This window comes from Umezawaea sp. (assembly GCF_036375055.1).
Taxonomy (GTDB): Bacteria; Actinomycetota; Actinomycetes; order Mycobacteriales; family Pseudonocardiaceae; genus Umezawaea.
The window spans coordinates 107,063-122,208 of record NZ_DASUSQ010000083.1 but is presented as its reverse complement, the minus strand read 5'-3'; the positions used below and the strand labels follow the sequence as shown (position 1 = coordinate 122,208).

At 70.6% G+C, this 15,146-nt stretch carries 13 protein-coding genes; 4 read left to right on the top strand and 9 right to left on the bottom strand.

The window, feature by feature from the left end; genetic code table 11:
- Positions 1–9 precede the first annotated feature (9 nt).
- Positions 10–411 (bottom strand): VOC family protein, encoded by a 402-nt coding sequence (locus tag VFZ92_RS23110; protein WP_330878101.1) that lies wholly within the window; start codon positions 409–411, stop codon positions 10–12.
- Between the two features lie 75 nt (positions 412–486).
- Here VFZ92_RS23110 and VFZ92_RS23105 point away from each other — a divergent pair, with 75 nt between their 5' ends.
- The gene (locus tag VFZ92_RS23105; protein WP_330878100.1) at positions 487–867 is read left to right on the top strand and encodes a VOC family protein; all 381 of its coding nucleotides are present in this window, start codon (positions 487–489) and stop codon (positions 865–867) included.
- A 392-nt stretch (positions 868–1,259) separates the two neighbouring features.
- Here the strand turns inward: VFZ92_RS23105 and VFZ92_RS23100 are convergent, their stop codons facing one another.
- Genes VFZ92_RS23100 through VFZ92_RS23090 form a run of 3 tightly spaced genes read right to left on the bottom strand, consistent with a single transcriptional unit; the run spans position 1,260 to position 5,009 of the window.
- The gene (locus tag VFZ92_RS23100) at positions 1,260–3,365 is read right to left on the bottom strand and encodes a protein kinase domain-containing protein (RefSeq protein ID WP_330878099.1); all 2,106 of its coding nucleotides are present in this window, start codon (positions 3,363–3,365) and stop codon (positions 1,260–1,262) included.
- 4 nt (positions 3,366–3,369) lie between these two features.
- Positions 3,370–4,167, bottom strand: coding sequence for a hypothetical protein (locus tag VFZ92_RS23095; protein WP_330878098.1), 798 nt, complete (start codon positions 4,165–4,167; stop codon positions 3,370–3,372).
- Between the two features lie 5 nt (positions 4,168–4,172).
- A complete protein-coding gene (locus VFZ92_RS23090; protein ID WP_330878097.1) occupies positions 4,173–5,009 on the bottom strand; it encodes a vWA domain-containing protein in 837 nt (278 codons plus the stop codon).
- Positions 5,010–5,234: 225 nt separating this feature from the next.
- On the opposite strand from VFZ92_RS23090, the gene VFZ92_RS23085 reads away from it, so the two are divergent.
- Complete coding sequence (locus VFZ92_RS23085) at positions 5,235–5,633, top strand: contact-dependent growth inhibition system immunity protein (RefSeq protein WP_330878096.1); 399 nt, start codon at positions 5,235–5,237, stop codon at positions 5,631–5,633.
- A 1,118-nt stretch (positions 5,634–6,751) separates the two neighbouring features.
- Here the strand turns inward: VFZ92_RS23085 and uvrB are convergent.
- Both uvrB and VFZ92_RS23075 read right to left on the bottom strand, forming a co-directional pair.
- Complete coding sequence (gene uvrB / locus VFZ92_RS23080; RefSeq protein WP_330878095.1) at positions 6,752–8,920, bottom strand: excinuclease ABC subunit UvrB; 2,169 nt, start codon at positions 8,918–8,920, stop codon at positions 6,752–6,754.
- Between the two features lie 57 nt (positions 8,921–8,977).
- Positions 8,978–10,276, bottom strand: coding sequence for a DUF5685 family protein (locus tag VFZ92_RS23075; RefSeq protein ID WP_330878094.1), 1,299 nt, complete (start codon positions 10,274–10,276; stop codon positions 8,978–8,980).
- A 74-nt stretch (positions 10,277–10,350) separates the two neighbouring features.
- Between VFZ92_RS23075 and VFZ92_RS23070 the strand changes: the two genes are divergently transcribed.
- A complete protein-coding gene (locus VFZ92_RS23070) occupies positions 10,351–10,890 on the top strand; it encodes a DUF402 domain-containing protein (protein ID WP_330878093.1) in 540 nt (179 codons plus the stop codon).
- Positions 10,891–11,055: 165 nt separating this feature from the next.
- A complete protein-coding gene (locus tag VFZ92_RS23065; RefSeq protein ID WP_330878092.1) occupies positions 11,056–11,499 on the top strand; it encodes a hypothetical protein in 444 nt (147 codons plus the stop codon).
- Here VFZ92_RS23065 and coaE read toward each other — a convergent pair.
- From coaE to rpsA, 3 genes are all read right to left on the bottom strand, one after another.
- On the bottom strand, positions 11,475–12,650 hold the full coding sequence (gene coaE, locus VFZ92_RS23060; protein ID WP_330878091.1) for a dephospho-CoA kinase: 1,176 nt from the start codon (positions 12,648–12,650) through the stop codon (positions 11,475–11,477). The two genes, VFZ92_RS23065 and coaE, sit on opposite strands and share 25 nt — an antisense overlap.
- Positions 12,651–12,662: 12 nt before the next feature.
- Entirely contained in the window at positions 12,663–13,166 is a 504-nt protein-coding gene (locus VFZ92_RS23055; protein WP_330878090.1) for a hypothetical protein, read from the bottom strand.
- Between the two features lie 361 nt (positions 13,167–13,527).
- Positions 13,528–15,018, bottom strand: coding sequence for a 30S ribosomal protein S1 (gene rpsA / locus VFZ92_RS23050; RefSeq protein WP_259623642.1), 1,491 nt, complete (start codon positions 15,016–15,018; stop codon positions 13,528–13,530).
- Positions 15,019–15,146 lie beyond the last annotated feature (128 nt).

Here is a 15,146-nt window from a genome sequence, read left to right as displayed (position 1 = left end):
CCGACCGGCCTAGTGCACGCAGAACTCGTTCCCCTCGGGATCCTGGAGAACCGTGCACCGGCCGGTCGGCTCGTCCACCTCCGCGACGACCCTGGCCCCGGCGTCGACGAGCTTCGCCACGTGAGCCGCCTTGTCCGGTCCGGGGTTGACGTCGAGGTGCACCCGGTTCTTCGCCGTCTTGCCCTCGGGAACCCGCTGGATGTAGATCCGGGGGCCCTTCCCCTCCGGGTCGATCAAGGCCGTCTGGTCGTTCCACCGCTCCTCGGGCAGGTTGATCTTCCGCCCGAAGTCCTCCCAGGTCGTGAAGCCAGGAGGAGGCGGCTGGGGAACGTAGCCCGTGGCCAGCGCCCAGAACTCGGCGAGCTTGGCGGGGTCGTGCGCGTCGAACGCCACCTGGATGTCGAATGCCATGGCTCCGACGTTAAGCCGAATTGGTGACACCCACAGTCCTGGATAGCCGCCATTTTCGGGCGTACCGTCCGACCCATGCCTCGCCCAGTGCACTTCGAGATCCACGCCTCGGACCCAGCGCGCGCCCAGGCGTTCTACGAATCGACGTTCGGGTGGAAGTTCCAGAAGTACGGCGACATGGACTACTGGACCATCACCACCGGCGACGAGGGCGACGGGATCAACGGCGGCCTCACAGTCCGCCGAGGCCCGGACCCGGCCCCGGACGCCCCGGTCAACGCCTCACCGCTGACGATCGCGGTGGACGACATCGACGCCTACACGGCAGCGGCAGAACGCGCGGGCGGCACAGTGGCGCTGCCGAAGGACACGGTGCCGGGCGTGGGCAAACTCGCGTACTACAAGGACACCGAGGGCAACATCTTCGGCATCATCCAGCCGGCCCCGAGGACCTGACCTCCGGACCAACACCGGGACCAACACCACCGCACAAGCCGCGCCCCGGCCCACCCAGCCCCAATGGCACCGGCGCAAACGGAGCCCTCGCCCTCACCGGGACCGGCACCTACGGGGCCTCCGGCCTCACCAGAACCACAACGGCACCGGCACCAACCGGGCCCGGCCCCAACCCGGCCCCAACGGAACCGGGACAAACCGGGCCCCCGGCCTCACCGGAACCACAACGGCACCCGAGCCCACAGCCCTTCCAAACCCCACCCCCCAACCGGACCCCGACTTCCAGCGCTCGTCATGCCCGCCACCCCTTGTCAAGGCATCTTTCCCGCCTTGACAAGGGGTGGCGGGCATGGACACACTCGCGCGGCGGGGTCAGCCCCTGGGACCGCCCCTCACCGCCCCCCGACAGCAAAGACCAGGAACCGCGGATACGTGATCCGCCGAAACCCCTGCGCATCCCGCACAGCGGCCTCGTACCGCCGCCCAGCCCGCTCGGCATCCGACTGAGCCTTGATCAACACCGGAGCGTGCCTGCTCCGCTCCTGGGAAGCCTGCGCCACCAGAGCCCGCTGCTCCAGGTCCAACGCCGCCAGGTCATGACTGAGCCGCTGGTTCAGCAACGTCTTCTTGGCCTGGATGGTCGCCTGCGCCTGCTGCTCAGCCGTCCCCAACTGCAACAGCTGAGCCCGGAACCGAGCCTCGATCACCTTCATCTGCCCCTCGGGCAACGTGATCGGCTGCGACCGCCGGGCGTGGCGCTCCTGCTCCCGACGCCACTCCTCCAACCGGTTCGCCTTCACCTCACCGATCCCCGGCACCCGCACGGAGTAGCCGGACGTCAGGTGGAACTGCGCGATCTTGTTCTGGAACTGCCCGTTGACCATGAACCCGACGCCGGAGAAGTCGGCCGCCGTCACGATGCCCGCCTCGCGCAGGTTGCCGACGAGCTTCCCCCCGATGCCGTCGATCCCGCTCTCCGCGATCAGGATCCTCTCCAGCTTGGACCGGACGTGCTCGGCCTGCGCCGCCAGCAGCGCCTGGGCCAGTTCCTGGCGGAGCTGGTTCGCGGTGCCGGTGCGCTCCGTCGCGAGCATCGCCAGGTACCGCGAGTGCTCCTGGTTGACGACCGCCAGTTCGCTGCCGTGCGTGGCCTGGATGGTCTGCCTGCGCTTGCGGCCGTCCTCGGTGATCCGCTTCGCCGCGTCGTCGAGCTGCTCCGCGCGCTTGGTGGCGCCCGCCAGCGCCTGGTTGGCCGAGACCTGGTCCTGCCGGGTCCTGTCGCGGTGGGTCCGCGCCTCCCGCGCGGCCTTGGCCTCCGCCCGGCGCAGGTACAGCACGGCCAGGTCCGCGCACCACAGCACACCGCCGAACACCGCGAGCCCGCCCGCGACGGCCGGACCGACCAGCGCGAGCGCGCCCAGCACCACCACCCCGACCAGAACGGCCGCCAGCAGCACGGTCGCGCCGACCAGACCGGGCCCGCGGCCGGCGAAGCGCCGCTCCACCACCGGTTCCACGTCCGCGACGTGGTCGGCCATCCACGCGGGCAGACCCGCGATGGTGGGCTGGTTGAACGAGTGCCGGGTCCTGGGCGTCTCGACCGTGATGGGCTTCAGCTCCGGCAGCAGCGTCGGCGGGATCGCCACGAGCGCCTGCACCTGCTCCACCAGCAGCCGCACGTCCGGGGAGACGTGGTTGAGCAGGATGGAGAACCTGCTGGACGTCGTGGGTTCGGTGAAGTCGTCCTCGGCGAGCAGCAGGTACTCGCCGCCCTCCTCGCGGAGCTGGTGCCACAGCGCGGGTTCCGCCGCGAGCGCCACCAGCGACAGGTAGATCACCCACGCGGAGAACCGGTCCATCGTCGGGTCGAAGTCCGCCTGCGACCGCGACGGCGACTGGTAGTTCCGGTGCCCCACCTCGGTGGCACCGGCCCCCGCCAGCGCGGGGACGTACATCCCGTCGTAGTCGACCAGCCGCAGCGAGCCGTCCCCGACGACGAGCAGGTTGCCGTGCTGGAGGTCGCCGTGCGCGATGCCCGCGTGCTCCAGCTCCGCCACCAGCTCGGCGAACCGCTGCGCCACCCTGGCGACGGCGGGCGAGTCGTCGACGTGCTCGTCGAGCCACCGGGTGAGGCTCGTGGCCTCCACCCAGTCCATCTTGAGGATCGGGTAGCGGCGGCCCTCCACCATGATCCCGTGCGGCAGGTAGGTGAACCCCACCTTCCAGCGGTGGTCGAGCCGGGCCAGGTGGTCGCTGACCGCGCGGTAGCGAACCTCCTGGTCGGAGACCTCCCTGGTGAAGCACTTGATCGCGTAGCGGCGCCCGTTCGCGGCCGTCACCGAGAACACGCTGGCGAAGTTGCCCGAGATGGCCCTCGGGCGGTGCAGCTTGTCCAGCTCGACGCGGGCGCCCTTCAGCTCGGGGTCGTCGAAGCACAGCGCCGTGTTCTGCAACGCCTCCACGTACGCCGCACCGGACGGGAACCTCGCGGTCGCCACGGGCCTACCCCAGGTCGACGTGCACGAGCGTCACGTCGTCGTTCTTCATCCGGCCACCCGCGCGCTCGGCGGCAACCCACTCGGCGAACTCCTCGGCGCTGCCCGCCGCGCTCAGGTCCCGCAGGACCTCCCACGGGCAGTCCTCCTGCTCCACCTCGGTCAGGAACCAGTGCGCGAGCGCGTCCGTGCCGAGGAAGAACTGGTCGCCCTCCTGGTAGTCGCCGCCCGCGAGGCCCGTCCGCGACGCGATCAGCTCGTCGTCGCGGTTGCGGCTGTTCAGCAGCGCGGGCGACGTGCCGAGCGCGATGGCGGTGTCGACCGGGAACGCCCGCAGCATGCTGTCCGCGCGCACTTGGAACAGGCAGCTGTCACCGAGCGCGGCGGCGTGCCACAGCCCGACGTCGGTCAGGTGGAACGCGAGCAGCGTCGCGTACGCGCCCCGCTCCAGGCCCGGCTGCTCGTACCACTTGATGGGCCGGGCGGTCTCCTCGCGTTCGGCGACGTAGGCCGCGAGCCAGACGTCCCAGTCGTCGACGGCGCCCAGCACCACGCGGGCGAACCCGGCCTCGCTGTGCAGCACCTCGGGCTTCGCCCGCACCGCCTCCACCGTCGAGTCCACCAGCACCCGCGCCCACGGGCGCGCCAGCAGGCTCTCCGACGCGCCGTCCGCCACCGCGACCGACACGGGCCCGTCCGTCGGCTCGTCCGACGCGATCACGGGCACCACGACGGCCGCGTCCTCGCACTCCTCCGCCGTGGCCCCGTCCTTGGGGACGGACAGCGTCGAAACGTAGGCCCACATCGGCGTCAGCGCAGGTCGGTGGCGCGAGTACCGATGTCGAGGAACTGCACGATCGACGCGATGTCGGCGTTGTAGACGAACCCGCGCGTCGCGTCGCTGACCGAGAAGCCCTGCGTGGCGGCGTAGGACCGCATGTCCGTCGGCAGCACGCTGGACATGCCGAACAGCGTCTTCGAGTACGCGTCCGGCAGGTTCGTGTCGGTGTCGGGGAACGTCACCGGCTCCGCGTCACCGGCCGACACGTGCAGGTTGAACAGCAGCGCTGCGCCGTCCGCGCTGGCGTGCGCCCTGATCCCGGAGGCGGGACCGTCCGGGTCGCCGTCGGTCGCCTCGCCGTCGGTCAGGTTCAGCACGATCGGCGGGAAGCAGCCGGGGTGGTCCACCAGCCACTTCGACACGATCGACTCCGCGTACTGGAGCGCCCGCCCCATCGGCGTGCCCGCGTTCGCCACCGGGTCCATCCAGACGGGGAACCGGGTCGTCGTCTCGACCAGCCCGCCCGCGCCGTCCGGCACCTTCTTGACCCGCTCCTCGACCCGCGCGGGGTTGTCGGCCACCTCGCTCAACGGCACCAGGTCCCGCCCCGCGAGCGCACCCGCGTACGCCGAGCCGACCGTGCTGCCGTAGCCGATGACGGCGACGTGGAAGTAGTCGCGCACGCCCTCTTCCTTGGCGCACTTGACGGACAGCTCGGTCAGCAGCCGGTTGATCGCGTCCGCGACCACGTCCGCCTTGCGCTGGGGGCTGTCACCGCCGATGGGGTCGTTCATGGACGCGGACTGGTCCACGAGGAACACGAAGCAGGTCGGGTTGACCCTGCTGATCTCGGCTGAATACGCCACTCGAGGTACCTCCGGAGTCGACCGCGGCCATGACGGAACCCACCGTAGTCCGTGTGCGCTCAGCAGTTGTGGCCGCTTCGTCCGCGATCGGGCTGGATGACGGGTTCTCGCACGTCGTGCCAGGTCTCGGAGCACGTGGTCACGCACCCCTGAGTCCGATGTGGGCACTCACGGTGACCTACGGTGGCTTCGGTTTTCCGTTGTCGGACCTGCTGCGGGGGTGTCATGGGCAAGAACGGTTTGTCGCTGGAGGAGATCGAGGGCGTGTCGTGGGGCGCGGTTCCGGCCGATGCCACGGGGTTGGTGGAGACGGTGTACCGGTTGAGGCGCAAGCCTCTCGACACGCTCCAGCCAGGGGACCTGCGCGTGTTGCTGGGGCAGCAGGAGGGTTTGGCCGTGCTGGTGCCTCGGGCGCTTGCGCTGCTGGAGGGGAATCCGCTGCTGGAGGGCGACTACTACCCCGGTGATGTGCTGGTGGCGGTGCTGCGTCTGCCTGGGGCGTACTGGTCGGCCAATCCGGGGCAGCGCGAGGCCGTGGAGCGGATCCTGGCCGGGCTCGACGGTGGTGGAGCTGTGAAGGATGGTGTTGAGGCGTTTCGGAGGGCGACTTCCGGGATGTGTTGAGTGCCTGAGTCAGTAGGTCCGCTCAGACCGGTAGGTCCGACGGGTCCGGCAGGTCCGGCAGGTCCGGCAGGTCCGCGAGCCTGGTGGGTCCGGTGGCGGTCGGGCAGGTTCAGCCCGTTGGAGGCGGGCAGCACCCCACGAGCCGAGGAAGCGAATCGTGGGGCGCTGCGCCTTCATCCCGGCGTAAGCCGGGAAGTTGGGGGTGCCCTGTGTGGTCGGGCTGCTTGGCAGAGCGGGGGTCCGGCACGTTAGAGGCGGTCCGACGGGTCCAGCGCACAGGCAGGTCCGGCAGGTCCGGCGAAGCAGAACCCAGCCCGACCGCACGTCCAGCCTGACTGCGGGTCCGACCCGGCGTGACCGCAGGTCCGGCGTGACCGCAGGTCCGGCCTGGGCTCAGGCCCGGCGGGTCCGGCCTGGGCTCAGGCCCGGCGGGTCCGGTCCGGCCGCAGGTCCACCGGACCGTATGGCCGCGTGTCCAGCGGGTCCGGCCTGGCCGTAGGTCCAGCGGGTCCGGTCCGGCCGAAGGTCCGGTCCGGCCGAACGGCCGCAGGGACAGCCTGACCGCAAGTCCAGGCCGGCCTCAGGGACAGCCTGACCGCAAGTCCAGTCCGGCCGCAGGTTCGGCCTGGCCGCGGGTCCAGCGGGCCGGTGTGACCGCAGGTCCGCCCTCGGCTCAGGCCCAGCGGGTCCGGTCCGCCCGCAGATCCGGCCGGACCGTCCAACCGCAGGTCTGGCGAGTCCGGTGCGGCCGCAGGTCCAACCTGACTGCGGGTCTGGCGGGTCAAGTCCGGCCGCAGGTTCGGCCGGACCATCGAACCGCAGGTCTGGAGGGGCAAGTCCGGCCGCAGGCTCGGCCTGGCCGCAGGCTCGGCCTGGCCGCAGGCTCGGCCTGCGGGTCCAGTCGTGGGTCCTGCCGGGCCGTGCAGCTGCGGGTCCAGCAGGTCCGGACGGCAGCGGGTCCAGCAGGTCCGGACGGCAGCGGGTCCGGTTCGGGCCGGGCCGGGCGTGAGTTCAGTGGGCGGTGGTTGGTTTGGTGCAGGCTGACAGCGCCCCACGAGCCGAGGAAGCGAGTCGCGGGGCGCTGCGCCGTTGGCCCGGCCTGTGGCCGGGAGCTCTGGTTACTTGACGCCCGCGGCGTCCATGCCTCTCAGTTCCTTCTTGAGGTCCTGGATCTCGTCGCGGAGGCGGCCCGCCAGTTCGAACTGGAGGTCGCGGGCGGCGGCCATCATCTGGTCGGTCAGCTGTTGGACCAAGTCGGCCAGTTCGGAGCGGGCCATGCCCGAGCGGTCCTTGTCGGCGAGGACGCCGGAGCTGCGCCCTCCGCCCGCCTCGCCGGTGGAGCGCTTGCCGCGGGAGGCGTTGCGGCCCGAACCGCCGACCTCGATGGCGTCCTCGGCCTCGGCGTAGACCTGTTCGAGGATGTCGGTGATCTTCTTGCGCAGCGGCTGCGGGTCGAGGCCGCGTTCGGTGTTGTAGGCGATCTGCTTGGCGCGCCTGCGGTTGGTCTCGTCGATGGCGTGGCGCATCGAGTCGGTGACGCGGTCGGCGTACATGTGGACCTGGCCGGAGACGTTTCGGGCCGCACGGCCGATCGTCTGGATGAGGCTGGTGCCGGAGCGGAGGAAGCCCTCCTTGTCGGCGTCGAGGATCGCCACCAGGGACACCTCGGGGAGGTCGAGGCCCTCCCTGAGGAGGTTGATGCCGATCAGGACGTCGTAGTCGCCCAGCCGGAGCTGCCGGAGCAGCTCGATGCGGCGGAGGGTGTCGACCTCGGAGTGCAGGTAGCGGACCCGGATGCCGAGTTCCAGCAGGTAGTCGGTGAGGTCCTCGGACATCTTCTTGGTCAGGGTGGTGACCAGCACCCGCTCGTCGAGTTCGGCGCGGCTGCGGATCTCGTGGACGAGGTCGTCGATCTGGCCCTCGGTGGGCTTGACGATGACCTCGGGGTCGATCAGGCCGGTCGGGCGGATGACCTGCTCGACGAACTCGCCGCCGGCCTGGCCGATCTCGTACGGGCCGGGCGTGGCCGACAGGTACACCGTCTGGCCGATGCGGTCGGCGAACTCCTCCCACGTCAGCGGGCGGTTGTCCAGCGCGCTGGGCAGGCGGAAGCCGTGCTCGACCAGGTTGCGCTTGCGGGACGCGTCGCCCTCGTACATGCCGCCGATCTGCGGCACCGTCACGTGCGACTCGTCGACCACCAGCAGGAAGTCGTCCGGGAAGTAGTCGATCAACGTCGCCGGGGCCGAGCCCGCCGGACGGTCGTCGATGTGGCGCGAGTAGTTCTCGATGCCGTTGCAGAACCCGACCTGGCGCATCATCTCCAGGTCGTAGCTGGTGCGCATCCGCAGCCGCTGGGCTTCGAGGAGCTTGCCCTGGCGCTCCATCTTCTCCAGCGACTCCGCCAGCTCGCGCTCGATGTCGCCGATCGCCCGCTCCATGCGCTCCGCGCCCGCCACGTAGTGGGTGGCGGGGAAGATCCGCAGGTCGTCGACCTCGCGGACCACGTCGCCGGTCAACGGGTGCAGGTAGTACAGCTTGTCGATCTCGTCGCCGAAGAACTCGACCCGGATGGCCAGCTCCTCGTACGCCGGGATGATCTCCACCGTGTCGCCGCGCACCCGGAAGGTGCCGCGGGCGAACGCGATGTCGTTGCGGGTGTACTGGACGTCGACCAGTGCGCGCAGGAACAGGTCGCGGTCGACCTCCCCGCCGACGGCCAGCGAGATCGACCTGTCCAGGTACGACTGCGGGGTGCCGAGGCCGTAGATGCACGACACCGAGGCGACCACGATCACGTCGCGCCTGGTCAGCAGGCTCATCGTGGCCGCGTGGCGGAGCCGCTCGACGTCGTCGTTCACCGAGGAGTCCTTCTCGATGTACGTGTCCGTCTGCGGGATGTACGCCTCGGGCTGGTAGTAGTCGTAGTAGCTGACGAAGTACTCGACCGCGTTGTCCGGGAAGAAGCTCTTCAGCTCGTTCGCCAGCTGCGCGGCGAGCGTCTTGTTGGGCGCCATGACCAGCGTCGGCCGCTGCACCTTCTCGATCAGCCACGCCGTCGTGGCGGACTTGCCGGTGCCGGTGGCACCGAGCAGCACGACGTCCTTCTCGCCGCGGCGGATGCGGCGTTCCAGGTCGGCGATCGCCGCGGGCTGGTCACCCGCGGGCTCGTAGTCGGCGACCATGCGGAACTGCCCGTCGGTGCGGGGGATGTCGCCGACGGGCCGGAACTGCGAGTGCGCCTTGGGGGTCGCGTCCTCAGCGGGGATCTCGGTAGGGAATGCCACAGCACGAAGGTACGCCTGGGGTCCGACAATTTCTGATCGGCGCTGGTCAAGCCCCCTTTAGCAGTTGCAGTCGCACCCGCAGCAGTCGCCGTCGCAGCAGCACGCGTCGCCGCAGTTGCAGTCGCAGTTGCACCAGGCGTCGTGCCACGTGCCCTTCCACGGGCCGGGGTACGGGTCGCGGCAGCAGTACTGGCAGGTCCCGCACTGGTAGAGCACCGCGACGCAGCCCGCCGCGACGCCGCGGCCGCGCGGCGGGTCGACGCGCGGCGGCCACGCCCACAGGAACCGGCCGGGACCGGGATCCTTCGGGTGCTTGCGGCCCTTCTTCCCCGGCGGCGGGGGCGGACCGGGCGGCGTGCCGCCACCGGGCGCGCCGGGCGGCGGCACGGGTGGCGGGGCGTACTGGCCGTAGGTGTTCTCCTGGCCCGGCGGGGGCTGGTGGGGCGGCGGGTACATGCCGGGCGCGGGCTGCCAGCCGGGCGGCGGAGGCGGCTGGTGGGCGTGCGGGTCGCCGAACGTGCGCCCGATCGCGGTCCTCAGCTCGTGCACGAACAGCGCGTGCACCAGCCGGTCGTCGGTGAACGTCGCCTCGCGCAGCGCGAGCTTGATGCCGAGCGCCGCGTCGTCGCACAGCCGTCGGGCCTCGGCGAGGTCCGTGCCGGTGGCCGTCAGCGGGTTCCACGCGCCGGACGCGCGGTCGGCCTCCAGGTCCTCCACGGCGTCGAGGAGGTGGGCGAGCCGTCCGAAGAGCCTGCCGACCTCGCGCAGCGGGGCCACGTTGCCGGGACGGCCCGCGAGCACGGCGGTCTGCGCGCACGCCTCGCCGGTGGCGGTCTCGGTCGGCTCGGTGACGAGCAGGACCGAGCTGCCCGCACCCGCGGCCGCCTCGACCTCCTCCTGCCTGCGCACGGCCTCGACCAGCACGGACGTGTCGAACCCGAGGTCGGCACCGGTCTCGGCGGCCTGGTCGGCCCACCGGGACGCGACCCTGCGGCCCACCCCCCTGGCGGCGCGGCGGGCGAACACGCCGTCGCCGTCCTCGATGTGGTCGCGCACCTTCGTCGAGGCGAGGACGAGCGAGACCGTCGCGGCCAGCCGGGCGCCCCGGCCGTGCGACACGTCGGCCGACCTCATGCCCCGCAGCGGGCACGGACCGGCGGCCCTGCGGCCGGTCCCCGCCGGGGACTGGGCCTCGACCATGGCCGAGATCGCCAGGCCGTCGTAGTTGGTGACGACCCTCGCGAGCTGCCCGTGGTCGTCCCGGAGGGCGAGGCAGAGCCCGCACAGGTGGGCGAGCCAGGCCTCGCTCAGCTCAGGGCCGAGGCGGTTGCGGCAGGGGCGGATGATCCCGAACATGCGCGGATCTTAGACAGCGGATTCAACCGAATGTAGCAATATGGGTAGACCGTTGGACTCGGCAAGATAACGGGATGCACACGCAGGAGGCCGCCCCCGTGGCGCACATCCACCCGCCCAAGATCGAGTACTTCGACCTGGACGCGAAGAGCAACACCGATCCCAAGGGCCACCTGCGGGGGGTGGAGGAGTACCGCACCGCGCCGCACGGGCTGTACATGTTCCGGCCGGTGCTCGGCCACCCGGAGCTGTCGCACTTCGAGTCGTGGCTGCTGCCCTCGTTCGGGCTCCGCGTCACCCGCCAGTCGTGGCACCCCGGTCACGAACGCGACTACGACCTGTACGTGGACGTCGTGGAGATCACCTCCAGCGGCACGGTGTGGAAGACGGTCGACCTCTACCTCGACCTGATCGTGCGGACCGGCCGCGGCGTGACCGTCCTGGACACCGACGAGCTGCTCGCCGCTTTGGCGGCGGGCCTGGTCCAGGCCCCGCGCGCGCAGTGGGCGCTGGAGACGGCCTACCGCGCCGTCGCGGGCATCTCCTCCCACGGGTTCGACGCGATCCGCTGGCTGGCGGCGCAGGGAGCAGTCACGACCTGGCGACGCCGGTAGTACTGACAGTGTTTTGATACCCCAATCCGTGATGTAACAAATCGACCCGGAGGGTTACCGAACGCACACTTAGGGCTACCCTCGGGTCGCGTGGGAGCGGTCATCACACCTCAGCTGGTCGACACGGTCGACACCGTAAGCGCTGTTCGCAGCTACTCCTCCGGGATGTCGCGACACCTGACGACCTGCGAGGTCGAGCGGTGGGGACTGCGGATGGAGTGCCCGACCCCGGAGGACCCGTTCTCCGATTCGGAGATCACGTGGCTGATCCCGGAACTGGGTCTGCGGCTCACGCACCACCGCCCTCGGTCGCGGCACGCGCGCCGGGCACCGAGCGTGCTCACGGCGGTCCGCGTGGAGCGCGACGGCCGGTCGTGGCGCACGACGGACCTGCTGCTCGGCCTCTCCGTCCCCGGCGGCACCACCGCCCGGATCGTGCGCTCCGAGGAGTTCGCCGCCGCCGTCGCGGGCCGCGTCCTGCGCCCCGGTGACGCCGACCTGGCGCTGCGGACCGTGCACCGCACGCTGGAGGAGATCAGCCTGCACCGCCACGACATGACGTCGTGGCTGATGCACCGCGGCCTCTACGAGGTCTGGCCGCCGCTGTAGCCCATCCGCTCGGAGGCCGCCGCCATCCACGGCTCCTTGGCCTCCGCGTAGTTCTCCCACGTGTCGTCCGAGGCGAACTCGGCCGACAGCGCCAGCTTCAACGCCTGGTAGTCCGCCACCTCGGCGGGGTTGGCCAGCAGCCAGTCCCGGAACCGCAGCGCCCACTCCCACGCCGGCCCGCCCTTCACCCGGACGTGCAGGTTGACGAGCCTCGACGGGTCCGCTCCCGCGTGGAACCGCTTCCGCCACGGCTCCTGGTCGGCGCCCTCGGGCTTCGGCACGTCCTCGGCGTCCTTGCGCACCAGCGGGAAGCCCGCGTCACCCAGCCGGTCGGCCAGCTCGTCGGCCGCCGCCAGGGACGGGACGCCCAACTGGAGGTCGATCACGTCCTTCGCGGCCAGGCCCGGCACGGCGGTCGAGCCGATGTGCTCGACGGTCAGCCCTCCCGCGGCGAGGCCGATCCGGGCGGCGATCCGCCGCGCCTGGAGCGGCCAGGTGTCGTCGTGCGGGACGACCTGGGGACGACCGGACACGCGGCGGTGGAGGCGGACGTTCGCCTCGAACGGGACCAGGCGGTCGGCCCAGAGCGCGTCCACGGCCGCGAGGACCAGGTCGGGGGTGCCGGAGTTGTCCAGCCACACGTCCGCCACCGCCCGCCGCTGGTCGTCGGTGGCCTGCGCGGCGATGCGGTTGCGGGCGTCCTGCTCGGCCATGCCGCGGGCACCCACCAGCCTGCGGACGCGCTCCTCCTCGCCCGCGTGGACGATCAGCACCAGGTGGTAGGCGGGGGCCATGCCGTTCTCGACCAGCAGCGGAACGTCGTGGACGACGACCGCGTCCGGTGCCGCTCCCGCGATCAGTTCGGCGGTCCTGGCACCCACCAGGGGGTGAACGATGCCGTTCAGGGTCTTGCGGGCGGTGTCGTCGGTGAAGACCCTCGCCGCCAGGGCACCCCGGTTCAGGGCTCCGTGCTCGTCCAGGACGTCCGCGCCGAACGCCTCGACGATCCCGGCGAGCCCCTCGGTGCCCGGCTCCACCACCTCGCGGGCCAGCTTGTCGGAGTCGATGAGCACGGCCCCGTGCTCCTGGAGCCTCCTGGCCACCGTCGACTTGCCCGATCCGATTCCCCCGGAGAGCCCCACGCGCAACATGGGGCCAGTCTTTCAGGAGATCGGCTGCGTCATCGACTGGACGGCGAACCCGGTGAGGACCTGACCGAGCTGCTCGGCCGGGAGGAGGTCCGCCCGCGCCCTGACCACGAAGGTGGACTTGCCGATGGAGCCGATGAGGAGGAGTTCCTGGGGACTGGTCAGCAGGGTGCCGCGCTGCTTGGCGACGGGGACGTCGGCGACCGCGGCACCCGCCTGGCGCTCGGCCTCCACGCTCTCGGTGACCCGCTGCTGCGCCGAGACGTCGTCGGCGTAGGTGGAGACGCCGATGACCAGGAGCGCGTCGGACAGCGGTTTGCCCGCCGGGATGCCGTGGTAGCAGTCGATCTTCCCGGTGCGGGCGATCGACGGCTCCGCGATGCCGATGATCTCCGTCGGCTTGGGGAGTTCCCGGCCGAGCGCCTGGGCGACCTGTTCGACCGGGACGATCAACTCGCAGTCGTCCGGCAGGGGCCGGTCGGCCATCACCGGGGTTCGGGTCACCGAAGTGGGTGCCACGATCGTGGGGATCTGCGGGGGTGGCGCGGCGGGGCGCTTCGGTGTCGCGCACGCCGCCAAAGCCAAGGCGCACAAGGCCATCACCGAACCCACCGTCAGCTTCTGGAACCGGACGCCAGCCATAGGAGACCGAACCTAGTAGGCCGGACGGTCGAATCCAAGCGGCGTGCCGGGTGCGACGCGGTCGTGTTTCGGTCGACCGGATCGGGTGGAGCGAACGGCGGGTTCGCAGCGGTCGGTGGTCGGGTCGACCCCGACTTCCACACCACGGCGGCACGGCGTCCGGGAACGGCGAAGCCCCGCACCACCGTGAGTGGTGCGGGGCTTCGTCAGTGGGTCTCAGCTAGCCGATCCCGAGGGATCAGGCGCCACCCGACAGCTTCTCGCGCAGCAGCGCGAGCTGCTCGTCGCTGGCGAGGGTGCCACCGGACTGGGCCGGGGCGCCGGTGCTGGACGCGGCGGCCGGAGCGTCGCCACCCGAGGAGTAGTTGGTCTCCCCAGCGGCCTCTTCCTCGGCGGCAGCGGCCTTCGCGACCTGCTTCATGTGGGCCTCGTAACGGGTGTGGGCCTCAGCGTACTGACGCTCCCACTCCTCACGCTGCTTGTCGAAGCCTTCCTGCCACTCCTGGCTCTCGACGTCGAAGCCCTCGGGGTAGATGTAGTTGCCCTCGGCGTCGTACTCGGCGGCCATGCCGTACTGCGTCGGGTCGAACTCGGAGTCGACCGTGAAGCCCTCGTTCGCCTGCTTCAGCGAGAGGGAGATGCGGCGGCGGTCCAGGTCGATGTCGATGACCTTGACCATGACGTCGTCGCCGACCTGCACGACCTGCTCCGGGATCTCGACGTGGCGCTCGGCCAGCTCGGAGATGTGCACCAGGCCCTCGATGCCCTCGTCCACGCGGACGAACGCGCCGAACGGAACCAGCTTCGTGACCTTGCCGGGCACGATCTGGCCGATGGCGTGCGTGCGGGCGAACTGGCGCCACGGGTCTTCCTGCGTCGCCTTGAGCGACAGCGACACGCGCTCGCGCTCCATGTCGACGTCGAGGACCTCGACGGTGACCTCCTGGCCGACCTCGACAACCTCGGACGGGTGGTCGATGTGCTTCCAGGACAGCTCCGAGACGTGCACCAGGCCGTCGACGCCACCCAGGTCCACGAAGGCACCGAAGTTGACGATCGAGGACACGACGCCCTTGCGGACCTGGCCCTTCTGGAGCTGGTTGAGGAACTCGCTGCGGACCTCGGACTGGGTCTGCTCCAGCCACGCGCGGCGGGACAGGACCACGTTGTTGCGGTTCTTGTCCAGCTCGATGATCTTGGCTTCGAGCTCGCGGCCGACGTAGGGCTGGAGGTCGCGCACGCGGCGCATCTCGACGAGCGACGCGGGGAGGAAGCCGCGCAGGCCGATGTCGAGGATCAGACCACCCTTGACCACCTCGATGACGGTGCCCTTGACCGGCTCGTCCTTCTCCTTGAGCGCCTCGATGGTGCCCCACGCCCGCTCGTACTGAGCGCGCTTCTTGGAGAGGATCAGCCGACCTTCCTTGTCCTCCTTCTGGAGAACGAGGGCCTCGACCTCGTCGCCGACCTTCACAACATCGTTGGGGTCAACGTCGTGCTTGATCGACAACTCGCGCGAGGGGATGACGCCCTCGGTCTTGTAGCCGATGTCGAGCAGGACCTCGTCCCGGTCGACCTTGACGATCGTGCCCTCGACGATGTCGCCGTCGTTGAAGTACTTGATCGTCTTGTCGATAGCGGCGAGGAAGTCCTCCTCCGTACCGATATCGTTGATCGCGACCTGCTTCGGCGCCTTGGCGACCGGGACAATGGTGGTGTCGGTGGACATTAGGTAGGTGGCTCCGGTACGGATTGGGATTGGGTGGCCTGCAAAGTGCGTCGCGCGGCGGGCACACCCGACCCCCACAGGCCAGTTTTCGTGCTACTGGATCATGGGCAGAGCTAACCCACTACGCA